Consider the following 22,103-nt stretch of genomic DNA (forward strand, 5'->3'; position numbering starts at 1 on the left):
GGCTCCAATATGCCGGGTTTCGGGAAGTTAGTTCTCCCGCTTCCGCTTGCCAACCCGACTGTCTGTTCCTTTTTTAAGCGGGACCCCTGCCGGACCGGCCGGACACGCAGAAGAGGACGAGCCATGAGCGATACACCCCCCGACCCGGAGCGGACCACCGGATTGGAACCGGACCGGGAGGTCGGGCAGGAAGGCGCAATCCGCGACAAGCTGGTCGCCACGAAGGAGCAGTGGGCCCGCGACGGCCGCGCCCTGACCGGCCATGCCGCCGACCCGGCACGCGAGCGGCTGCCGCCCGGCCAGCGGCTTGTCACCGACTGGCCGGTGCTGGACCTGGGCATCACGCCGAAAGTGACGACGGCGAACTGGACGCTCGCGGTCGACGGGCTGGTGGAGAACCCGCTGTCCTGGAACTGGCAGGATTTCCAGGCCCAGCCTCAGGAGAGTTTCGTCTCCGACATCCACTGCGTCACCACTTGGTCGCGCTACGACAACCGATGGGAGGGCGTCAGCGCCCGCCGCCTGCTGGAACTGGCCCGGCCGAAGCCGGAGGCGCACTTCGTCGTCTTCCATTCCTTCGACGGCTATACCACCAACGTTGCCCTGTCCGATTTCGACGACGACGGCGTGCTGCTCGCCACGACCTGGGAAGGCCAGCCGATCAGCCGCGACCATGGCGGGCCGGTGCGCATCGTCCTGCCCAAGCTGTATTTCTGGAAGAGTGCGAAGTGGGTGAAGCGGATCGAGCTGCTGGCCGGCGACCGCAAAGGCTATTGGGAGGTCCGCGGCTACAACAACCACGCCGACCCGTGGCTGGAGGAGCGCTATTCCGACTGACGCCGTGAAGCGGCTCTTCCCCCAAAAGCCACTTTCACCTTGCCGACGAAACCGTTAAGGTGCGGCGCAAGTGGCCCCGTAGCTCATCAGGATAGAGCGCGAGTTTCCTAAACTTGAGGCAGCAGGTTCGAGTCCTGCCGGGGTCACCACCACCATTGCGGTTTCAGTGCGCAGCGATCAATGCGCGACGATGGGGCAAACCGTCGCTCTCGTCGCCTTCGCCAGATCGGCCGGCGCCAGCACGATCTGCAGGCCGCGCCTGCCGCCATTCACCACCATTTCCGGCAGCGCTTCGGCGCTCGCGTCGATGAAGGTCGGCAGCGCCTTCTTCTGGCCCAGCGGGCTGATGCCGCCAACCAGGAAGCCCGTGGTCTTTTCCGCCAGCGCCGGGTCGGCAAGGTCGGCCTTCTTCGCCTTGGCCGCCGCGGCGATGGCCTTCAAATCCAGCTTGGCCGCGACCGGAATGACGGCGCAGGCCAGCGCCTTGGGCTCCAGCTGGACGATCAGGGTCTTGTAGACGATGGCGGGGTCGAGCCCGAGCGATTCGGCGGCGTGCAGGCCGATGGCGTCGGCCGACGGATCGTATTCGTACTCCATCAGCCGGAAGGCGACGCCCGCCGCCTTCACCGCGTTGACCGCCGGTGTCACCTTCGCCGCCATGCCCCACACCGCTCACTGGAAAACAGCGACGGGAGCTTGGCAGGCGGCGTTGTGGGTGTAAAGCCCTCTGGACCTCACTCCATCCCGCGCGAGGACGGGTTGCCGATCATCGTCAGGAATTCGCGGCGGGTGGAGGGGTCGGTGCGGAAGGCGCCCAGCATGCGGCTGGTCACCATGGTCACGCCGGTCTTGTGCACGCCGCGGGTGGTCATGCACTGGTGCTGCGCCTCGACCACGACGGCGACGCCCTCGGGCTGAAGGACCTCGTCGATGGTGTTGGCGATCTGGGCCGTCATCTTCTCCTGGATCTGCAGGCGCTTGCCATAGGCCTCGACCAGCCGCGCCAGCTTGGAGATGCCGACGACGCGGCGGCGCGGCAGATAGGCGACATGCGCCTTGCCGATGATCGGCACCATGTGGTGCTCGCAGTAGGATTCCACCCTGATGTCACGCAGCACGACCATCTCGTCGTAGCCGTCGGTCTCCTCGAAGGTGCGCGACAGGATCTCCACCGGGTCGATGCCGTAGCCGGCGAAGAACTCCTCGTAGGAGCGGACGACGCGGTCGGGCGTGCCGACCAGACCCTCGCGCGCCGGATCGTCGCCGGCCCAGCGGATCAGGGTCCGCACGGCTTCCTCCGCTTCCGCGCGCGACGGACGGGCGACCGCCTCAGGGAGGGGACGGCCGGGGCCGCGAAGCACGTTGTCCACGCCCTGGGGCTTGACGAGCGGGGTCTTGGTAGCCGTCACGGGAACATCCTTTCCATAACTGGGAAAACGCCCTGCATTGACCATCGGTCGCGAACCGACGGCTGCCGCGCAACACGCCCATCGTGTCTAGCGTCACTCGTGTCTAGCGACATTACGGAGCCGAAGCCTCGGCGGATCAACCGAACGGCTCACAATACGAAAGGAACCGCGTATGACCGAAGCGGCGGCACCTATCGCCGCTTCCGTCGCCTGGAGCCTTTCGGAAATCCCTAGATGGGACCAACCCTATGGCCTTCAAGCTATGGACAAAGTACGGGCAGCCATGCGGATTGTCAAAGCTGCGTGTGGAATTCTTCCAATATCCACACACATTCTATTGTATTATTCGTCTGCATCGGAAACTGCCGGCCGGCGAGTTTCCCGTATCAGTTCAGCTGCATCGGCTGGTGCGGGCTGTCGAGTGAGAAGGCGGGGATCGTCACGTCGAAGGCGCGGCCGTCCGCTCCTTCCATGCCGTAGGTGCCGGCCATGATGCCGGACGGCGTGCCGAGCGGCGTGCCGCTGGTGTATTCGAAATGGTCGCCCGGCTCCAGGACCGGCTGCTCGCCGACCACGCCGGGACCCCGCACCTCCTGCACGCGGCCCATGGCGTCGGTGATGCGCCAGTGGCGGGTGCGCAGCTGCACCGTCTCGCTGCCCTCGTTCTCGATGCGGACATGATAGGCCCAGACGAAGCGGCCCTCGGCCGGAGCCGACTGGTCTTCCAGGAACACGGGCTGGACGGTGACGCGGATGTCGTTGGTGACGGCGGTGTACATGGCAGACGATCCTGGCAGACGTTCCGAAGACGACGCCGGCTGAAAAAGGGCCGGCGGCTGGGGAGTCCGGGTGGCTGGGCGGCGGTTCAGCGCAGAATAAAGTCGCCCTCCCCCACTGTCCAGAACCCGGCCGGACAATCCTGCGACATCCCCGCACTGGGTTGGATACAGTCATGCATCATCGCCGGGTCTCCACGGTCTTGCGACGGGGGGGCGACGATGATATATGCGCAAGTCCCAGCAACGGCCGAAGAGCCTTGTCCATGTCTCGTTCGCACGCCCTTCGCATCCGACGACGGAGCCTCGCACCGCGCATTGCGGTTGCGGCCGTCCTTGGGTCGCGTGCGAACGCCAAAGGCACAACGGGGATCTGACACCCCGGCCTTCCGGCGGCGGCGCGATCCGCCCTTCAGAAGCCTTCTGAGAAGACCTTCTTCCCGCCGGGAGCCCCACGCATGATCATCACCGTCGAAGAGCCGAAGCACGCCGCCGCCATCGAGGCCCTGCTGGACGCGTCGTTCGGCCCGGACCGCTTCACCAAGACCGCCTACCGGCTGCGCGACGGCGTCGACTCGATCCCCGCCCTGAACCTCGTCGCCATCGAGCATGACGAGCATGGGCGCGAGGTGGTGGTGGGCACCATCCGCTACTGGCCGATCCTGGTCGGCGGCACCGTCCAGTCCATCCTGCTCGGCCCCATCGCGGTCGCCGCCCACCTGCAGGGCAGCGGGCTGGGCAGCAAGATGATCCGGATGAGCCTGAACAAGGCGGTGGCGCTGGGCCACAAGTCGGTGATCCTGGTCGGCGACGCCCCCTATTACGAGCGGTTCGGCTTCTCCCGCGCCCTGACGCTTGGCATGGAGATGCCGGGTCCGGTCGACATGAACCGGCTGCTGGGACTGGAACTGGTCGAGGGCGCGCTGTCGGGTGCCGCCGGCATGATCGGCAAGCCGGAACCGGCCGATGTCCAGGACTCCGCCATCGGCACCACTCCGGTGCTGGTGCAGGCCCTCGACATGCCGACCGGCATCCAGACGGGAGACACCCCCGTCCCTTTCAGTGCCCTGTTCAGCCGGACGGCGGCGGAGCGAATCTGGACTGACCGCGTGCGGCGGACCGACTGGTTCTGGCGCGGCGGACTGCAGGCCGGGGCGGCGTGAGCATTTGGGCCCTTGGTTCGGATTGCGGAAACGCCCTGTTTGCAAATAGGGGTGGGGCGAAGCGGGATTGACTCGATTCGCCCCACACGCGATACCATCTTTTCAGGAGCGACGCCGGATGGACGGCGTGCCGCGCGCCACGCAGCATCGTGAGCGCGCTATTCGTTTTTGTTCTGAGCGGAAGGGTGCGGGTTGACCAAGAAGCTGTTCATCAAGACCTGGGGCTGCCAGATGAACGTGTACGACTCCGCCCGGATGGCGGACGTCCTGGCACCGCTGGGCTACCAACCGGTCGATGAGCCGGACGGCGCCGACATGGTGATCCTGAACACCTGCCACATTCGCGAGAAGGCGGCCGAGAAGGTCTTCTCGGAGCTTGGCCGGCTGCGCCAGCTGAAGGACCGCAAGGCGGAGGCCGAGGACGGCCGGATGATCCTGGCGGTCGCCGGCTGCGTCGCCCAGGCCGAAGGCGAGGAGATCGTCGCCCGCGCCCCCTTCGTCGACATGGTCTTCGGCCCGCAGACCTACCACACCCTGCCGGAGATGGTGGCGAAGGCCAGCCGCGCCGCCGGCAGTGTGCTGAACACCGATTTCCCAGCCGAATCCAAGTTCGACTTCCTGCCGGAGGAAGCCGGCAGCCAGGGCGTGTCCGCCTTCCTGGCCGTGCAGGAGGGTTGCGACAAGTTCTGCACCTTCTGCGTCGTGCCCTATACCCGCGGAGCCGAGTTCTCCCGCCCCGCAGACCAGATCGTTGCGGAAGCGAAACGGCTTGTCGCCGGCGGCACGCGCGAGATCAACCTGCTGGGCCAGAACGTCAACGCCTGGCACGGCGACGGGCCGGACGGCACCACCTGGGGCCTCGGGCGGCTGGTCCGCGAACTGGCGGAGATCGACGGGCTGGAGCGCATCCGCTACACCACCTCGCATCCCCGCGACATGGCCGACGACCTGATCCGCGCCCATGCCGAGGTGCCGCAGCTGATGCCCTACCTGCATCTGCCGGTGCAGGCGGGATCGGATCGCATCCTGGCGGCAATGAACCGCAAGCACACCGCTGACGACTACCGCCGTCTGGTCGACCGGCTACGCACCGCCAAGCCCGATCTGGCGATGTCCGGCGACTTCATCGTCGGCTTCCCCGGCGAGAGCGACGCCGATTTCGCCGCGACGCTGAAGCTGGTCACCGAGATCGGCTATGCCCAGGCCTACTCCTTCAAATACAGCCCGCGCCCCGGCACCCCGGCTTCGGTCGAGGGATCCCAGGTGCCGGAAGAGGTGAAGGAGGCACGGCTGGCGGCGCTGCATCAGCTGCTGAACGCCCAACAGGTCGCCTTCAACCACAGCTTCGTCGGCCGTAGCGTCCCGGTGCTGTTCGACCGGGTTGGCCGTCGCGACGGCCAGCTGCTGGGCCGCAGCCCGTGGATGCAGTCGGTCCATGCCGAGGCGGACGAACGGCTGCTCGGCCGCATCGTCGAGGTGCAGGTGGATGCCGCCCTTGCCAACAGCCTCGCCGGCACCGTCGTGACCGGCGAGTATATCACCGCCTCTCCCTTCCAGCCTGCCGTAACCTTGGAGGCAAGCGCTTGAACGGTCTGCCCGAACGGCGTATCGACGTTCAATTCGATGACAACCGGCTGCTGCCGATGCTGTACGGGGAGCATGACCGCCACCTCGCCCGCATCGAATCCCTTCTGGGCGTGTCGCTGATCTCCCGCGGCAACACCTTGACCATCTCCGGCCCGCCGGAAGCTGCCGAGACGGCGCGCACGGCGCTGAACGGCCTGTATGGCCGGCTGAGCCGCGGCCAGACCATCGACGGCGGCGAGGTCGACGGCGCTGTCCGCATGGCGACCGCCGACGTCGGTTTCGCCGGTGTGGCCGCCGGTGAGGAGCCGCGCGCGCCCGGCCCGCAGGCGACCATCACCCGCGCCGAGATCGCGCTGCGCACCCGCCGGCGCGGCCCGATCACCCCGCGCACCCCCACCCAGGCCGCCTATCTGCAAGCACTGGCGGAGAGCGAACTGGTCTTCGGGCTCGGTCCGGCCGGCACCGGCAAGACCTATCTGGCGGTGGCGCAGGCAGTGGCGCTGCTGACCACCGGTCAGGTCGACCGCATCGTGCTGTCGCGCCCGGCCGTGGAGGCGGGTGAGCGTCTGGGCTTCCTGCCCGGCGACCTGAAGGAAAAGGTCGATCCTTACCTGCGTCCGCTCTACGACGCGCTGCACGACATGCTGCCGGCGGAACAGGTGAAGAAGCGGCTGGAGTCCGGCGAGATCGAGATCGCGCCGCTGGCTTTCATGCGCGGCCGGACGCTGGGCAACGCCTTCGTCATCCTGGATGAGGCGCAGAACACCACGCCCATGCAGATGAAGATGTTCCTGACCCGTCTCGGCGAAGGCGGGCGGATGGTCGTTACCGGCGACATCTCGCAGATCGACCTGCCGACGGGCACCCGGTCGGGCCTGCGTGACGCGCTGGACATCCTGCGCGGGGTGGAAGGCGTGCGTTTCGTCCGCTTCACCGATGCCGACGTCGTCCGTCACCCGATGGTGGCCCGCATCATCCGCGCCTATGACCAGGCCGATGTCCGCGAGGCGGCGCGCAAGCAGGCCCGCCGTACCGGTTCCACACCCGAAACGACCGACCGCGAGGCCGGTATCGTTGGGGAGGAGGAATGACCAGCGCCGTCGACATCACTGTTTCACGTGAAGCCGGCGACTGGGCCGAGGACGCCGAGTGGCTGGCGGAGCGCGCAGCGCTCGCCGCGCTGGGCGCCGCCTATGACGACGAGGAAGGACCGGCCGAGCTGTCGGTCGTCCTGGCCGACGACGCGCTGGTCCACAGGCTGAACCGTGAGTATCGCGGCAAGGACAAGCCGACCAATGTGCTGTCCTTCGCCCTGACCGAAGCGGAGGAGCCGGAAGCGCAAGACGGCATGCCCGTCATGCTGGGCGACGTCATCCTGGCCTATGAAACGGTCGCCCGCGAAGCCTCCGAGCAGCGGAAAAACTTCAAAGACCACATGACTCACCTTGTGATGCATGGTGTTCTGCATCTGCTGGGCTATGATCACGAGACGGACGACGAGGCCGAGGAGATGGAAGCGCTGGAAACCCGGTTGCTCGCCAGCTTCGGAATTGCCGACCCCTATGCCGCCAACCACCAACCGCCGGACCGATGAGCGAAATATCCGACAGTCGCACGCCCCGTGATGACCACGGGGCCGAAGACCATTCCCTGGGCCACCTGTTCAAGGGGTGGCTCCGCACCGTCTGGGGCGGCCGCGAGGACACATCCCTGCGCGGGACGATCGAGGAACTGATCGCAGGCCTGGACGATGCCGCCAGCGAGGACGGCGAGGATTCGCTGGGCTCCGGCGAGCGTGCGCTGCTGACCAACATCCTGAAGCTGCGCGACCGCACCGTCGCCGACGTGATGGTGCCGCGCGCCGACATCGTCGCGGTCGAGATCGACACGCCCTTCCCCACCCTGGTCCAGCGCGTCGCCGAGGAAGGCCATTCCCGCCTGCCGGTGTTCCGCGACACGTTGGACGACGTGGTCGGCATCATCCACATCAAGGATGTGCTGACCCTGCTGGCGAAGCAGGCGATCTCGCCGGAGGGCCTGCGCCACAGGCCGGACCTGACCGGCATCATCCGCGAGGCGAAGATCGTCGCCCCCTCCATGCATGTGCTCGACCTGCTGGTGCAGATGCGCCAGACCCGCCAGCACATGGCGCTGGTGGTGGACGAGTTCGGCGGCATCGACGGACTCGTCACCATCGAGGATTTGGTGGAAGAGATCGTCGGCGAGATCGAGGACGAGCATGACGAAACCGCGGCGCCGCGTCTGGTCGAACGCCCCGACGGCAGCCTGATCGCCGATGCCCGCCTGCCCATCGAGGATTTCGAGCACCGCGTCGGCCCGGTCCTGTCCGAGGAAGAGCGCGAGGACATCGATACGCTCGGCGGTCTGGTCGTCTCCATCGCCGGCCGCGTACCGGGGCTGGGCGAACGGCTGGTCCACCCTTCGGGCCTGGAGTTCGAGATCGTCGATGCCGACTCTCGCCGCCTGAAGCGCCTGCGCGTCCACAACGTCCCGGCCAACAGTTCGGAGTTGGCGGAGACGGCCTAAGGGTCAGCCATGCTGCTCTCTCCCTGACCCTCCCACGCCATCGGACGGACCTTCGGTCAGCCGAGAGCGGGAGAGGGGGGGGCTTCCGCCGCTTCGCGATGACATCACGCCATCGAGCGTTCTACCCCCTCCGCCGCTGACAAGCGGGGGAGGGATGGGGAGGGGGCACCCCGCAACGACGCCCCCCTTCCACAACCCAGCCACGCCCACAAGCACCTTGGCGCCCCTGCCCGGCCGCATTACCTATGGCGCCGCCTGCCCTTGCCGCTGCCGGAGTTTCCGCCTTGACCGCCACCGACACCATGCCCGTCCCGGCCCGGCTGGGCCGCGTCTCCGCGCGGCTGTCCGCGCTGACCGGATGGCGCCGGATTGCCGCCGCGTTGGTGCTGGGTGGGCTCGCCACGCTGGCGCTGCCGCCGGCCGATCTGCTGCCGGTGCTGCTGGTGGCGTTTCCCGGGCTGATCTGGCTGCTGGACGGAGTGGAGACGAAAAAGGGCGCCTTCGCGATCGGCTGGTTCTTCGGCTTCGGCCATCACCTGCTGGGCCTCTATTGGGTCAGCGCCGCGCTGTTCACGGATATCGAGCGTTTCTGGTGGGCCTTGCCGCTGTCCGCGGCCGGACTGCCGATCCTGCTGGCGATGTTCAGCGGCGGCGCCACCCTGTCATTCCACCTTCTGCGCCGCCGCGGCTTCGGCGCCGGGCTGGCGCGGCCGCTGCTGTTCGCCGCCTGCTGGTGTCTGTGGGAATGGCTGCGCGGCCATGTCTTCACCGGTTTCCCATGGAACCTGATCGGCTATGGCTGGGTCGGGGTGCTGCCGGTGCTGCAGAGCGTGTCGCTGTTCGGCATCTATGGCCTGACGCTGGTGACGGTGCTGGTCGCCTCGCTGCCCGCCGCCCTGCCCGACCGCGACACCACGCCGCCCCGCGCCTGGGCCGGCGTCGCCGCCGGGCTGGCGCTGCTGGCCGTGCTCGGCGGCTGGGGAGCCTGGAGGCTGGCGGGTGCGGTCGACGAGCCGGTGCCCGGCGTCAGGCTGCGGCTGGTCCAGGCGGCCATCGACCAGCGGCTGAAATGGGCTCCCGGCGAACGGGTGCAGAATTTCCAGAGCCACCTCGCCCTGTCGGCCGCCCCGCCGGCCGATCCCGCCGCCCCGCCGCCAAACGTCGTCATCTGGCCGGAGACCGCCGTCCCCTTCTTCATCGAGGACGACGCGCGCGTGCGGCAGGCGATGGCATCCGTCACCCCGTCCGGCGGGCTGCTGATCACCGGAGCGCCCCGCACCACCGTCGGCGAGGACGGCGAGCGGCGCTACTACAACGGCATGGTGGCGGTGGACGGCAGCGGCGCCGCGGTCGCCAGCTACGACAAGTTCCACCTCGTCCCCTTCGGCGAGTACATGCCGCTGCGGCAGTGGCTGCCGGTCGGTGCCATCGCCGGCAACGGGGCGGAGTTCTCCGCCGGGCCGGGACCGCGCACCCTGCATCTTGCAGGCAGTGCCGCCGGTCTGCCGCCCTTCAGCCCGTTGATCTGCTACGAGAGTATCTTCCCAGGTGCCGTGGTCGACACCGCCGACCGCCCCCAATGGCTGCTGAACCTGACCAACGACGCCTGGTACGGCCGCACCGCCGGCCCCCACCAGCATTTCGCCATCAATCAGGTCCGCGCGGTGGAGGAAGGGCTGCCGCTAGTCAGGGTGGCGAATACGGGAATATCCGGGGTGGTGGATGCGTACGGACGTGTGCAACAATTGCTCGGTCTGGGTGAGCGGGGCTTCATCGATACCACGTTGCCGAATGCGCCATCCGGCGTCACAGCCTATGCCCGCATGGGCGACTGGATTTTCGGCATAGGGCTTCTGGGCTGTTTTCTGGCGGCCTTGGCCTCGCGATATCACCGGTGACGCAGCATTACGGGCAATAGGCCCGCCATAGGCAGAACAATTTCGTGCAACCGGGTTGACCGGAGCGGACTTGACTGCATACGTGGATATGTCGTAACTAGGTTGCACAACCGTTACAGGGATAAACGAGATGCAGACTGAAACTGGGGCGCCGCGCGGGCGCCGTGCGGGTGCGGGCCGTCCGAAGACCGGAAAGCCGAATCCCATCGATGTCCATGTCGGATCCCGCGTCCGTCTCCGCCGCACACTTCTCGGCATGAGCCAGGAAAAGCTGGGCGAGGCGATCGGCCTGACCTTCCAGCAGGTGCAGAAGTACGAACGCGGTGCCAACCGCATTGGTGCGTCGCGTCTGTTCGATCTCAGCCGTGTGCTCGACGTGCCGGTCTCCTTCTTCTTCGACGACATGCCGGCCGATGCCGCCGCCGCCCGTGTCGAGGACGACGATGAGGCGGGTGCTTCGGACGAGCGGGCCGTCGCTGCCTACGAGCCCGATCCGATGGCCAAGCGCGAGACGCTGGAGCTGGTCCGCGCCTATTACAAGATCAGCGACCCGTCCGTGCGCAAGCGCCTGTTCGAGTTGACGAAAGCGGTCGCCAGCGCTGCCGTCGCGGAAGCGGCGGAGTAACTCCTGCCGGTTGATGCACGGCATGTGATACCCACCGAAAGGGGACGGCGCGGCGCGCCCGCGCTCCCCCTTAGTGTGGCATGTGCGCTGATTGGTCCGATCCCTTACCGCTGGTAGTCTTCTTGACCGCGGGTGAATTCCTTGTCAAAACCGGTTTTGGACCGGTGTCTGCGGCCGCTGTACCGGTCTGCCGTTTCGGCTCATGAAATAGCGTGCCGCCGAATGCCGAGGTTTCCCGTGGCAAAGCTCAACTACGTCTTCACCAGCGAGTCCGTGTCGGAAGGTCATCCCGACAAGGTCTGCGACCGCATTTCCGACGCCATCGTCGATCTTTATCTTTCGCACGACCCGCAGGCCCGCGTGGCCGTCGAGACGCTTGCGACCACCAATCAGGTCGTTCTGGCCGGCGAAGTCCGCGGCCCCGACAGCATCAAGGCCGACCAGTTGGTCGAGGTCGCCCGCGCCGCGGTGAAGGACATCGGTTACGAGCAGGACGGCTTCCATTGGGAGAAGATGGACGTCAAGTGCTTCGTCCACTCCCAGTCCGCCGACATCGCGGTCGGCGTCGACGCCGCCGGCAACAAGGACGAGGGTGCCGGCGACCAGGGCATCATGTTCGGCTATGCCTGCCGCGAGACCCCGGCCCTGATGCCGGCGCCGATCTATTACAGCCACGCCATCCTGAAGTCGCTGGCCGAGGCGCGCCATTCCGGCGCCGCCCCGCAGCTGGGCCCGGACGCCAAGAGCCAGGTCACCCTGCAGTACATCGACGGCAAGCCGATGCGGGCCACCGCCATCGTGCTGTCGACCCAGCACGCCGAGGGGCTGGAGCAGGACGCCGTGCGCGAGATCGTCCTGCCGCACATCGTCAACTGCCTGCCGGAAGGCTGGATGTGCGACGATAAGAACCTGTACGTCAACCCGACCGGCCGTTTCGTCATCGGCGGCCCGGACGGCGACGCCGGCCTGACCGGCCGCAAGATCATCGTCGACACCTACGGCGGCGCGGCCCCGCACGGCGGCGGCGCCTTCTCCGGCAAGGATCCGACGAAGGTCGACCGCTCGGCCGCCTATGCCGCCCGCTATCTCGCCAAGAACGTCGTCGCGGCGGAACTGGCGGAGAAGTGCACGATCCAGGTCTCCTACGCCATCGGCGTGTCGAAGCCGCTGTCGGTCTATGTCGACACCCACGGCACCGGCAACGTCGACGAGGACCGTCTGTCCGACATCCTGCAGCAGCTGGTGGACCTGTCCCCGCGCGGCATCCGCACGCATCTGGGCCTGAACAAGCCGATCTACGCCCGCACCGCCGCCTACGGCCATTTTGGCCGCGAGCCGGAGGTCGACGGCGGCTTCTCATGGGAGAAGACCGATCTGGTCGGCGACCTGCGGAACGCCTTCCTCTAAGGCGCCTTCGCGGCATAGTATCCGCAGCCGATGCGGAAAAAACGGCAGGGGCTGGAAACGGCCCCTGCTTTCTTTTGCGCTTTCCTCATTTCCATGCAGCGTTCCGACATGACCGACGACAGCACCTCCGGACCCCTTTCCGAAAGCTCCAACCGCCTCTTCGGGCGCCGCAAGGGCCGGCCGTTGCGCAAGCGCCGGACGGAACTGATCGACACCCTGCTGCCGCAGCTTCAGATCGCACTGCCCAAGCCCGGCGACAGCCTGGATCCCGCCGGGCTGTTCGATACACCCAAGCGCGAGGTCTGGCTGGAGGTCGGGTTCGGCATGGGCCATCACCTGGCCTGGCAGGCCGGACACAATCCGGATGTCGGTTTCATCGGTGCCGAACCCTTCATCAACGGCATCGCCGGCCTGCTGGGCATGATCGAGGACGAGGGCTTGAGCAATGTCCGCATCCAGCCCGACGACGCCCGGCCGCTGCTGGACGCCCTGCCCGACGCCTCAATCGGCCGCGCCTTCGTGCTGTTCGCCGACCCATGGCCGAAGAAGCGTCATGCCGACCGCCGGTTCATCGGACCGGAGAACCTGCCGCGGCTGGCCCGCGTGCTGAAGGACGGCGCGGAGCTGCGCCTGGCCAGCGACGACATGGGTCTGGTGCGCTGGATGCTTGAACACACGGTCAAGCATCCCGATTTCGAATGGACGGCGCGACGCCCGTCGGACTGGCGCGTCCGGCCCGACGACTGGCCGGCGACCCGATACGAGGAAAAGGCTATCGCCGCCGGCCGCAAGCCGGTCTTCATGCGGTTCGTCCGTCGCCCGCGAAGCTGACGCATACCCGTTCCGCTTGAGAATCCGACCAGCAAAGCCGATCAGGACCGAAAAGGCTTGCGGCATCGGTCGGAATGACTATATTCAGCCTCTGAGAACCCATACGGATCGGCGGCCCGGGCAACCGGGCCGGCGAGACGCTTTGCGGGTGGGCTTTTGCCCACTTATTTTTTTATCAGCGTGTGGAAACATGCGCTTTTTGAACCTTCTGTTGTGGAAACCTCGTCCGGTTCGATCCCGGCCGCAGGCTTTGGGTCAGGTGGAATGGACGCTACAGGTCGCATCGAACAGATCATCACGCCGTCGGTCGAAGCCATGGGCTATGAGGTCGTGCGCGTTCAGATCTCAGGCGGCCAGCGGTCGGTTCTCCAGATCATGGCGGAGCGCGCCGACGGCGCGCCCATGACTGTCGAGGATTGCGCCGACATCAGCCGCTCCGTCTCGGCCCTGCTGGACGTGGAAGACCCGATTCGCGAAGCCTACACGCTGGAGGTCAGCTCACCCGGCATCGACCGGCCGCTGACCCGCCTCAAGGATTTCGAGCGCTTCGCCGGCTTCGAAGCCCGGCTGGAGAGCCGCATGGCTATCGACGGCCGCAAGCGTTTCAAGGGCATGCTGAAGGGCGTCGAGGACGGCCTCGTGTGCGTCGACACCGAACAGGGACCGGCCCGGCTGGAGTTCGACAACATCCTGCGCGCCAAGCTGGTGCTGACGGACGAGTTGATCCGCGCCAGCCAGGAGCAGCAGGAAGGCCCGCAGAACTGACGGCCCGGGTCCGCCAAGGACACGCCGACAGGATGCCCGCCCCCGAAAGCCGAACCGATATCCCGCCGAACCGACCGGACATCACGCAAGACCGGCATCACACAAGACCGAGCCAGGAAGTGTAACGGATGGAATTGCTGCAAGTCGCTGACGCGGTCGCCCGCGAAAAGAACATCGACCGGGACGAAGTCCTGGAGGCGATGGAGCAGGCGATTCAGAAGGCCGGCCGCTCCAAGTACGGCCACGAGCACGACATCCGCGCCCGGATCGACCGCAAGACCGGCGACATCCATCTGACCCGCCATTTGGAGGTGGTCGAGACGGTGGAGAACGAGGCCACGCAGGTCACCCTGCCCTACGCCCAGCGCCGCAAGCCCGGCGCCAAGATCGGCGATTTCCTGGTCGACCCGCTGCCGCCGATCGATTTCGGCCGCATCGCCGCCCAGACCGCCAAGCAGGTGATCGTGCAGAAGGTGCGCGACGCCGAGCGCAAGCGCCAGTTCAACGAGTACAAGGACCGCAACGGCGAGATCGTCAACGGTCTGGTCAAGCGCGTGGAATACGGCAACGTCACCGTCGACCTGGGTCGCGCCGAAGCGATCCTGCGCCGCGACGAGCTGCTGCCGCGCGAGCATTTCAAGAACGGCGACCGTGTGCGCGCCTATATCTACGACGTCCGCGAGGAACCGCGCGGGCCCCAGATCTTCCTGTCGCGCACGCATCCCATGTTCATGGCGAAGCTGTTCGCCCAGGAAGTGCCGGAAATCTACGACGGCATCATCGAGATCCGGGCGGTCGCCCGTGATCCGGGAAGCCGTGCGAAGATCGCCGTCCACAGCAACGACAGCTCCATCGACCCGGTCGGCGCCTGCGTCGGCATGCGCGGCAGCCGCGTCCAGGCGGTCGTCGGCGAGCTGCAGGGCGAGAAGATCGACATCATCCCGTGGTCGGGCGAGGCGGCGACCTTCGTCGTCAACGCGCTCGCCCCGGCCGAGGTCGCAAAGGTCGTGCTCGACGACGACAACCACCGCATCGAGGTGGTGGTGCCCGACGACCAGCTGTCGCTGGCCATCGGCCGCCGCGGCCAGAATGTGCGCCTCGCCTCGATGCTGACCGGCTGGGACATCGACATCCTCACCGAACAGGAGGAGTCGGAGCGCCGGTCGGAGGAAATCCACAGCCGTTCGGCCCTGTTTATGAAGGCGCTGGACGTCGACGACGTGATCGCCCACCTGTTGGTTGCCGAAGGCTTCACCTCGGTCGAGGAGATCGCCTTCGTCGAGACCGAGGAGCTGGCGGAGATCGAAGGCTTCGACGAGTCGGTTGCCGACGAGCTGAAGCAGCGCGCCCTCGCCTTCCTGGAAGTGCAGGACGAGCAGGCGAACGAACGCCGTCTGGAACTGGGCGTCGAGGACATCGTCGCCGAGCTGACCGGCTTCACCGCCACGCAGCTGGTGAAGCTGGGCGAGAACGGCGTGAAGACGCTGGACGATCTGGCCGATCTGGCCGGTGACGAGCTGGTCGAGATCCTGTCCAAGGACGGCGCCAAGGACGCGCCCTCGGAGGAAGAGGCGAACGCGATCATCATGGCCGCGCGCGCCCACTGGTTCGAGGGTGAGGAACAGGACGGCGCCGCCGCGGCCCCTGCGGCAGATGGCAGCGCCGGTGGTCAGGGCGCGCAGGCCTGACCGGCAGCAATGCCGGTTGGAACTGCGCCCGACAGGAACGATTATTCGGGACCGCGCGAGCGGATGACGATCGGATGACCGAACGGAACGACGAACGGACACCGACCGCCGCCGCGGATGCGGTGCCGGATCAGGAATTGGTACAGGACGAAGGTGCCGGGACGGACCGCCTGCCGGCCGACGACGAGAAGGGGCCTCTGCGCCGCTGCATCGCGTCGGGCACGGTCGGGCCGAAGGAGAGCATGATCCGCTTCGTGATCGGCCCCGACGGTGAGGTGGTTCCCGACCTGGAGGAACGTCTGCCCGGCCGCGGCCTTTGGGTCACGGCCGACCGGGATGCCCTGGCGAAGGCCATGGGTAAATCCGTTTTCGCCAAAGCGGCCCGTCGGGCGGTGAAAGTACCGCCCGATCTGGCCGAGAGGCTGGAACGGCTGCTGGAACGGCGTTGTCTGCACGCGTTGGGCCTTGCCCGCCGTGCCGGGCACGTTTTGGCGGGGTACGAGAAGGTGCGCGAGGCGTTGAAGGCCAACCAGGTCGGCCGTGCGGGTCCCCCGCCGGCCCTGCTGGTGGAAGCCGCGGACGGCTCGCTGGACCAGCGCGGCAAGGTGACGGCGCTCGCGCCGTCGCTGCCGGTGATCGATCTGTTCGAGTCCTCGGCCTTGGCCGCGGCGCTTGGACGCGATCACGCGGTGCATGCCGTGGTGGCGCGAGGCAGGCTGGCCGCTGGGCTGGTCCGCGAAGCGGCACGCTTGAGGGGGCTGAAAGGTCCCCGGAGGCACCTGGACCTGAAAGATCCCCCAGGGGATCGGGATGCGCACCAGGATTCTGATAAGGGCTCGGGAGTCGGCGATACGGCCGGCCGGCCTGCGATGTAACGTCTGACCACTCGGGAACCGATGACCGATAGCAACGACCAGGACCAGAAGAAAGTCTTGCACCTAACCGGCGCCAGCAAAGGAAAGCTGGAGTCGAAGAAGCCGGTCGAGACCCAGGTCCGGCAGAGCTTCTCCCATGGCCGGTCAAAAGCGGTGACCGTAGAGGTCAAGCGCAAGCGTCATGTTGAAAAGGGCGCCGTGCCCGGCGTTGCCGACGGCGGCGCCGCTGCGCGTCAAGCTGCCCAGGGCCTGCCCATGCGCGGCGCGCAGGGCCAGCGGCCCCGCGGCGGTGGTGCCCCTGCCGGGCGCCAACTGACCCGCGAGGAGCTGGAATCCCGCCTGCGTGCGCTTCGTGGCGCCGCGGCGTTCGAAGAGCAGCGCCGGATCGAGGCCGAGGAAGAAGCGGTCCGCGCGGAAGCGCGCGCCGCCGAGGCCGCCGCCCGTGCCGCCGAAGAGGCAACCGCCGCTCCTGCCGCCGCATCCGATACCGCTGCCGCTCCGACCGTCTCCGACGCTCCGGCTCAGGCCGAGCCGGAAATGCCGCCGATCATCCTGGACGCCGACACCTTGCGCCAGCGCGAGCTGGACGAGATGCGCGCCATCCAGGAGGAAGAGCGCAAGATCGCCGCAGAGGCCGAACGCCGCCGCAAGGAGGAAGAGGCCAAGCGCAAGGAAGCCGAGGAGGCCAAGCGCCGCGATGCCGAACCGGCGCCGCGCCGTGACGGTGGCCGCGATGGCGCCGCCCGTGACGGTGCCCGTCCCGCCGGTGCCCGTCCGGCTGGCGATCAGCGCCCCGGCGGTGCCTCCGCCCGTCCTGCCGGCGACGCCGCTCCCGGCCGTACCCTGCCGGGCGCAGGTGCCCCGCCGGCCCGCGCCGTCGAGGAAGAGGACGACAACCGCCGCAAGGGTGGCCGTGGCGGCGCCCCGGCCAAGGCCGCTCCGGCCCGTCCGGCCGCCAAGGCTCCCGCCGGTGCCGACCGCCGCAAGGGCACCAAGCTGACCGTCTCGCAGGCGCTCAGCGACGACGGCAGCGACCGCACCCGGTCGCTGGCCGCCGTCCGCCGTGCCCGCGAGCGTGAACGCCTGCGCCAGATGAGCCGCCAGGAGACGGCGAAGGTCACCCGCGACGTCGTGCTGCCGGAAGTCATCACCGTCCAGGAGCTGGCCAACCGCATGGCCGAGCGTGGCGCCGACGTCATCAAGGCGCTGATGCGCATGGGCGTGATGGCGACCATCAACCAGACCATCGACGCCGACACCGCCGAGCTGCTGATCACCGAGTTCGGCCACCGCGTCCGCCGCGTGTCGGAGTCCGACGTCGAGATCGGCCTGCGTGCCACCGAGGAAGAGGGTGCCATCCTGGTCCCGCGTCCTCCGGTCGTCACGATCATGGGCCACGTCGACCACGGCAAGACCTCGCTGCTCGACGCGCTGCGCCAGACCGACGTGGTGTCGGGCGAAGCCGGCGGCATCACCCAGCACATCGGCGCCTATCAGGTGCAGCTGGAGTCGGGTGCGAAGATCACCTTCATCGACACGCCGGGTCACGCCGCCTTCACCGAGATGCGTGCCCGCGGCGCCAACGTCACCGACGTGGTCGTGCTGGTGGTGGCCGCCAACGACGGCGTCATGCCGCAGACGATCGAAGCCATCCGCCACGCCAAGGCGGCCAAGGTTCCGATCATCGTCGCCATCAACAAGTGCGACCTGCCCGATGCCAAGCCGGAGCGCGTCCGTCAGGAACTGCTCCAGCACGAGCTGGTGGTCGAGGAGATGGGCGGCGACGTTCTCGACGTCGAAGTGTCGGCCAAGGCCAAGCGCAACCTGAACAAGCTGGAAGAGGCCATCCTCCTCCAGGCCGAAATCCTGGAGCTGCGGGCCAACCCCGAGCGCGCCGCCGAAGGCGTCGTCATCGAGGCGAAGCTGGAGCGTGGCCGTGGTTCGGTCGCCACCGTTCTGGTCCAGCGCGGCACGCTGAAGGTCGGTGACGTGTTCGTGACGGGTGCCGAATGGGGCCGCGTCCGTGCGCTGATCAACGACCGCGGCCAGAACGTCAACGAGGCGGCCCCGGCTGTCCCCGTCGAGGTCCTGGGCCTGAACGGCACGCCGATGGCCGGCGACGACTTCACCGTCGTCGAGTCCGAAGCCCGTGCCCGCGAGATCGCCGAGTTCCGCCAGCGCAAGAAGCGCGAAGCGGTGGTGGCGGCGTCGGCCCGCGGTTCGCTGCAGGACATGTTCAGCCGCATCCAGGCCGGCGAGGCCAAGGAACTGCCGGTCGTCATCAAGGGCGACGTGCAGGGCTCGATCGAAGCCATCGCCAGCTCGCTGGAGAAGCTCACGGCCGAGAACACCGAGGTCAAGGTCCGCGTCCTGCACAACTCGGTCGGTGCGATCAACGAGTCCGACATCACGCTGGCCAATGCGTCCAACGCGATGATCATCGGCTTCAACGTCCGCGCCAACCCGCAGGCCCGCGACCTCGCCAAGCGCGACGGCGTCGAAATCCGCTACTACTCGATCATCTACAACGTGATCGACGACGTGAAGGCGGCGCTGACCGGTCTGTTGTCTCCGACGCTGCGGGAACGCTTCATCGGCTACGCGACCATCCGCGAGGTGTTCAACATCACGAAGGTCGGCAAGGTCGCCGGTTGTATGGTCACGCAGGGTGTCGTCAAGCGCGGCGCCGGCGTCCGCCTGCTGCGCGACAACGTCGTTATTCACGAAGGCACGCTCAAGACGCTCAAGCGCTTCAAGGACGAAGTCAAGGAAGTGCGCGAGGGCTACGAGTGCGGCATGGCCTTCGAGAATTACGACAACATCCAGGCCGGCGATCAGATCGAAGCCTTCGAGATCGAGGAAATCGCCCGCGAGCTGTAAATCCGACGGCCCGCCCGGCCCCTTCCGGCCCATCTTACGATGGATCACCGGAGCGGGCCGGGCGGTTCGTTTTCCGGACATTTTCCGGACGAAGGTGGTGAAGCCTACCTGGAGGTGACGCTATGGATCGCATTCCGCTATCCGAAGCCGACGGGCACATGGCCGAACTGATCGACCGTGTGGAGAATGGCGAAGAGATCGTCATCCTTCGCGACGGAAAGCCGGCGGTGAAGCTGGTGCCCGTCGCCGAATACGCGCAGTCCGAAGGCGTTCCGACCGGTAAGCCACCGATACGGTTCGGCTTCGCCAAGGGCCAGATCCGGATCGCCGATGATTTCGACGCTCCGCTGCCGGACGACCTGTTGAAGAGTTTCTACGGTCTCGCTCCGGATGAGGAGTGGCCGGACCAGTGGAAAGGAATGCCGGGGTGAAGCTGCTGCTCGACAGCCATGTGCTGCTGTGGCTGGCCACCGACGACCCGAAGCTCGGCCCTGCCGTCCGGACGGTGATCGCCGACGGCTCCAGCACCGTTCTGGCGAGCATCGCATCGCTCTGGGAACTCACCATCAAGGTTGGTCTCGGAAAGTTGACGTTGCCCAGCGGGTTCCATCGCCTTCTGGTCGAGAACGGACTGACGATCCTTGCCATAGATGTCCGTCACATCGAGAGGTTGGACAGCCTGCCCCGGCACCATGGCGATCCCTTCGACCGGATGCTGATCGCACAGGCGCAGGCGGATGGCTTGACGCTGGTAAGTGCCGACCGAACCATAAGACTTTACGACGTGCCCGTTCTCTGGTCCTGACCGCCGTCGGACCGCACGGGTAGCAGACATCGACGAAAGACACGTATCATGGCCAGCAAGAAGCGCGGCGCGTTCACCGCCGGCAAGCCCCCGTCCCAACGGCAACTGCGCGTCGGCGAGGAGTTGCGCCACGCGCTTGCCGACCTGTTCCGCCGCGGTGACTTCCACGATCCGGAGCTGGCCTCGCTGAACGTCACGGTCACCGAGGTGCGGATCAGCCCCGACCTATCCAACGCCACCGTCTTCTATTCGACGCTGGGCGGCGAGCGGATGGAGGAGGCCCAGGTCGCCCTGCGCCGGGCCGCCGCCTTCCTGCGCGGACAGGTCGCGCGCATGGTCAACCTGCGCCATGCCCCGACGCTGAGCTTCGAAGGCGACACCTCCTTCGACTATGCCCACCGCATCGACAGCATCCTGCACAGCCCGGAGGTCGCCCGCGACCTGAGCGGACATCCGCTGGGCCGCGTCAACGGCGACGACGACCATGACGAGGACGAGGACGACTCCTGGGATGAGGAGGACGATCTCGGCCCCGACGAGGCGAACGAGGACGACGACCTCGACGATGACGACCGCGCCATGCTCGATGACGAGGACAAGGGTGCGGATAAGGGCGAAGGCGACGACGAGAGCCGGGGTGAGAGCCGGGGCGGCCGTCGTGGCTCGTAAGCGGAAGGGCACGCCGATCCATGGCTGGGTCGTGCTGGACAAGCCGGAAGGCATGACCTCCACCCAGGCGCTGTCGAAGGTGCGCCGCCTGCTGAACGCCGAGAAGGCGGGGCATGGCGGCACCCTGGACCCGCTGGCGACCGGTATCCTGCCGATCGCGCTGGGCGAGGCGACCAAGACCGTCTCCTACGCCATGGATGGGGCCAAGACCTACCGCTTCTCCATCCGCTGGGGCGAGCGGACGACCACGGACGACCGCGAGGGCGCGGTGATCGACCGCTCCGACCACCGGCCGAGCACGGATGCGATCCGCGCCGCCCTGCCCGCCTTCTTGGGCGAGATCCAGCAGGTGCCGCCGCAGTTCTGCGCCATCAAGATCGACGGCGAGCGCGCCTACGACATCGCGCGCGAAGGCGACGCGGTCGATCTGGCCGCCCGCACCGTGCGCATCGACCGCTTTGAACTTGTCGAGGAGCCGGACACCGACCATGCGGTGTTCGAGGTCGATTGCGGCAAGGGTACCTATGTCCGCTCGCTGGCCCGCGACCTGTCGGAAGCGCTGGGAACGGTCGGCCATGTCGGGCTTCTGCGCCGTTTGCGCGTCGGATCCTTCACGCTGGACCGCGCGATTTCCCTGGACGAACTGGCCGCCATGGAGCAAGGTGCGGCCGTCGAACGACTTCTGTTGCCGATCGAGACCGCGCTGGACGACATCCCGGCGCTGGCCCTGACGGAAGCGGAAGCGCACCGACTGAGGCACGGCCAGACGGTGGCTCTCCTCACCCGGCAGGATCGTGACCGCCTGATGGCGGTTCAGGGTGCTGACGGTGGGGATGGCACCGTTATTGCGCTTTTCGGCGGAACGCCGGTGGCGTTGGCCCGTGTCGAGGGGGCGGAGGTCCGTCCGGTGCGCGTGCTCAACCTCACGTGATTTAGGAGACCCCGATGTCGATTACGCCCGAGCGCAAGCAAGAGCTGATCAAGGAATATTCGCGCGGTGAGGCCGACACCGGCTCGCCCGAGGTTCAGGTGTCGATCCTGACGGAGCGCATCAGCAACCTGACCGAACACCTGAAGAGCCACAAGAAGGACTTCCACTCCCGCCGTGGTCTGCTGGTGATGGTCGGTCAGCGCCGCCGTCTGCTCGACTACCTGAAGAAGAAGGATCAGTCGCGCTACGCCGCTCTGATCGAGCGTCTGGGCCTGCGCCGCTAACGGCTGCGCCGTCCCGCTGACGGGTTCGGGTTCCCCTGGCCGGCCACCTCCGGCCGGGGGCTTCCCACCGGAGCAGCGGAACAAGGAAAAGTCTTCGTTCACCTGTACCGTTCCGGAACACCTCAT

21 protein-coding genes, 1 tRNA gene and 1 pseudogene are annotated in these 22,103 nt (G+C 67.3%); 20 read left to right on the forward strand and 3 right to left on the reverse strand.

The features are described 5' to 3' along the window. Window positions 1-123: 123 nt before the first annotated feature. Together FZ983_RS11470 and FZ983_RS11475 are read left to right on the forward strand one after the other, a co-directional pair. Window positions 124-837, forward strand: coding sequence for a sulfite oxidase-like oxidoreductase (locus FZ983_RS11470; RefSeq protein WP_211102893.1), 714 nt, complete (start codon window positions 124-126; stop codon window positions 835-837). A 72-nt stretch (window positions 838-909) separates the two neighbouring features. Continuing rightward, window positions 910-986: transfer RNA gene (locus FZ983_RS11475), tRNA-Arg, on the forward strand. A gap of 28 nt (window positions 987-1,014) precedes the next feature. Here FZ983_RS11475 and ybaK read toward each other — a convergent pair. From ybaK to apaG, 3 genes are all read right to left on the reverse strand, one after another. Further along, window positions 1,015-1,497 (reverse strand): Cys-tRNA(Pro) deacylase, encoded by a 483-nt coding sequence (gene ybaK / locus FZ983_RS11480; RefSeq protein WP_188092301.1) that lies wholly within the window; start codon window positions 1,495-1,497, stop codon window positions 1,015-1,017. A gap of 74 nt (window positions 1,498-1,571) precedes the next feature. Beyond that, on the reverse strand, window positions 1,572-2,207 hold the full coding sequence (folE, locus tag FZ983_RS11485) for a GTP cyclohydrolase I FolE (protein ID WP_211102896.1): 636 nt from the start codon (window positions 2,205-2,207) through the stop codon (window positions 1,572-1,574). A gap of 425 nt (window positions 2,208-2,632) precedes the next feature. After that, on the reverse strand, window positions 2,633-3,025 hold the full coding sequence (gene apaG, locus FZ983_RS11490) for a Co2+/Mg2+ efflux protein ApaG (protein ID WP_149223700.1): 393 nt from the start codon (window positions 3,023-3,025) through the stop codon (window positions 2,633-2,635). 455 nt (window positions 3,026-3,480) lie between these two features. On the opposite strand from apaG, the gene FZ983_RS11495 reads away from it, so the two are divergent. The 18 genes and pseudogenes from FZ983_RS11495 to rpsO all read left to right on the forward strand — a co-directional run bounded on the left by FZ983_RS11495 (window position 3,481) and on the right by rpsO (window position 21,977). Beyond that, window positions 3,481-4,185, forward strand: coding sequence for an N-acetyltransferase (locus tag FZ983_RS11495; protein ID WP_149223701.1), 705 nt, complete (start codon window positions 3,481-3,483; stop codon window positions 4,183-4,185). Window positions 4,186-4,377: 192 nt separating this feature from the next. Further along, window positions 4,378-5,772: a tRNA (N6-isopentenyl adenosine(37)-C2)-methylthiotransferase MiaB gene (miaB, locus tag FZ983_RS11500; protein ID WP_149223702.1), complete on the forward strand. Its 1,395-nt coding sequence runs from the start codon at window positions 4,378-4,380 to the stop codon at window positions 5,770-5,772. Continuing rightward, entirely contained in the window at window positions 5,769-6,863 is a 1,095-nt protein-coding gene (locus FZ983_RS11505; protein ID WP_149223703.1) for a PhoH family protein, read from the forward strand. The genes miaB and FZ983_RS11505 overlap by 4 nt, the downstream gene beginning before the upstream one ends. Beyond that, entirely contained in the window at window positions 6,860-7,366 is a 507-nt protein-coding gene (gene ybeY, locus FZ983_RS11510) for an rRNA maturation RNase YbeY (RefSeq protein WP_014249225.1), read from the forward strand. Before FZ983_RS11505 ends, ybeY begins: the two co-directional genes overlap by 4 nt. Continuing rightward, window positions 7,363-8,319 (forward strand): hemolysin family protein, encoded by a 957-nt coding sequence (locus tag FZ983_RS11515; protein ID WP_149223704.1) that lies wholly within the window; start codon window positions 7,363-7,365, stop codon window positions 8,317-8,319. The genes ybeY and FZ983_RS11515 overlap by 4 nt, the downstream gene beginning before the upstream one ends. A 284-nt stretch (window positions 8,320-8,603) precedes the next feature. Further along, complete coding sequence (gene lnt, locus FZ983_RS11520; protein WP_247883717.1) at window positions 8,604-10,217, forward strand: apolipoprotein N-acyltransferase; 1,614 nt, start codon at window positions 8,604-8,606, stop codon at window positions 10,215-10,217. Between the two features lie 130 nt (window positions 10,218-10,347). Continuing rightward, window positions 10,348-10,842 carry a helix-turn-helix transcriptional regulator gene (locus FZ983_RS11525; protein WP_149223706.1) on the forward strand — a complete coding sequence of 165 codons (495 nt, stop codon included), beginning with the start codon at window positions 10,348-10,350 and terminating at the stop codon, window positions 10,840-10,842. A gap of 237 nt (window positions 10,843-11,079) precedes the next feature. Continuing rightward, window positions 11,080-12,249, forward strand: a complete 1,170-nt coding sequence (gene metK, locus FZ983_RS11530) for a methionine adenosyltransferase (protein WP_149223707.1) — start codon at window positions 11,080-11,082, stop codon at window positions 12,247-12,249. A gap of 108 nt (window positions 12,250-12,357) precedes the next feature. Next, complete coding sequence (locus tag FZ983_RS11535; protein WP_149223708.1) at window positions 12,358-13,080, forward strand: tRNA (guanine(46)-N(7))-methyltransferase TrmB; 723 nt, start codon at window positions 12,358-12,360, stop codon at window positions 13,078-13,080. Between the two features lie 264 nt (window positions 13,081-13,344). Further along, on the forward strand, window positions 13,345-13,845 hold the full coding sequence (gene rimP / locus FZ983_RS11540; protein ID WP_063635668.1) for a ribosome maturation factor RimP: 501 nt from the start codon (window positions 13,345-13,347) through the stop codon (window positions 13,843-13,845). Window positions 13,846-13,973: 128 nt separating this feature from the next. Next, a complete protein-coding gene (gene nusA, locus FZ983_RS11545) occupies window positions 13,974-15,533 on the forward strand; it encodes a transcription termination factor NusA (protein WP_149223709.1) in 1,560 nt (519 codons plus the stop codon). 74 nt (window positions 15,534-15,607) lie between these two features. Beyond that, window positions 15,608-16,408, forward strand: a complete 801-nt coding sequence (locus tag FZ983_RS11550; protein ID WP_149223710.1) for an RNA-binding protein — start codon at window positions 15,608-15,610, stop codon at window positions 16,406-16,408. A 21-nt stretch (window positions 16,409-16,429) separates the two neighbouring features. Next, window positions 16,430-19,288: a translation initiation factor IF-2 gene (gene infB / locus FZ983_RS11555; RefSeq protein WP_149223711.1), complete on the forward strand. Its 2,859-nt coding sequence runs from the start codon at window positions 16,430-16,432 to the stop codon at window positions 19,286-19,288. Window positions 19,289-19,410: 122 nt separating this feature from the next. Then, a complete protein-coding gene (locus tag FZ983_RS11560; protein ID WP_149223712.1) occupies window positions 19,411-19,719 on the forward strand; it encodes a type II toxin-antitoxin system prevent-host-death family antitoxin in 309 nt (102 codons plus the stop codon). Next, a complete protein-coding gene (locus FZ983_RS11565; protein ID WP_149223713.1) occupies window positions 19,716-20,093 on the forward strand; it encodes a type II toxin-antitoxin system VapC family toxin in 378 nt (125 codons plus the stop codon). Before FZ983_RS11560 ends, FZ983_RS11565 begins: the two co-directional genes overlap by 4 nt. A 48-nt stretch (window positions 20,094-20,141) precedes the next feature. Then, a pseudogene (gene rbfA, locus FZ983_RS11570) lies at window positions 20,142-20,609 on the forward strand (30S ribosome-binding factor RbfA); the annotation flags it as partial. 142 nt (window positions 20,610-20,751) lie between these two features. Continuing rightward, entirely contained in the window at window positions 20,752-21,693 is a 942-nt protein-coding gene (truB, locus tag FZ983_RS11575) for a tRNA pseudouridine(55) synthase TruB (RefSeq protein WP_149223715.1), read from the forward strand. A gap of 14 nt (window positions 21,694-21,707) precedes the next feature. Further along, a complete protein-coding gene (gene rpsO, locus FZ983_RS11580) occupies window positions 21,708-21,977 on the forward strand; it encodes a 30S ribosomal protein S15 (RefSeq protein ID WP_085090536.1) in 270 nt (89 codons plus the stop codon). Window positions 21,978-22,103 lie beyond the last annotated feature (126 nt).

This window comes from Azospirillum sp. B21, from assembly GCF_008364825.1.
In the GTDB taxonomy this organism is placed as follows: Bacteria; Pseudomonadota; Alphaproteobacteria; order Azospirillales; family Azospirillaceae; genus Azospirillum.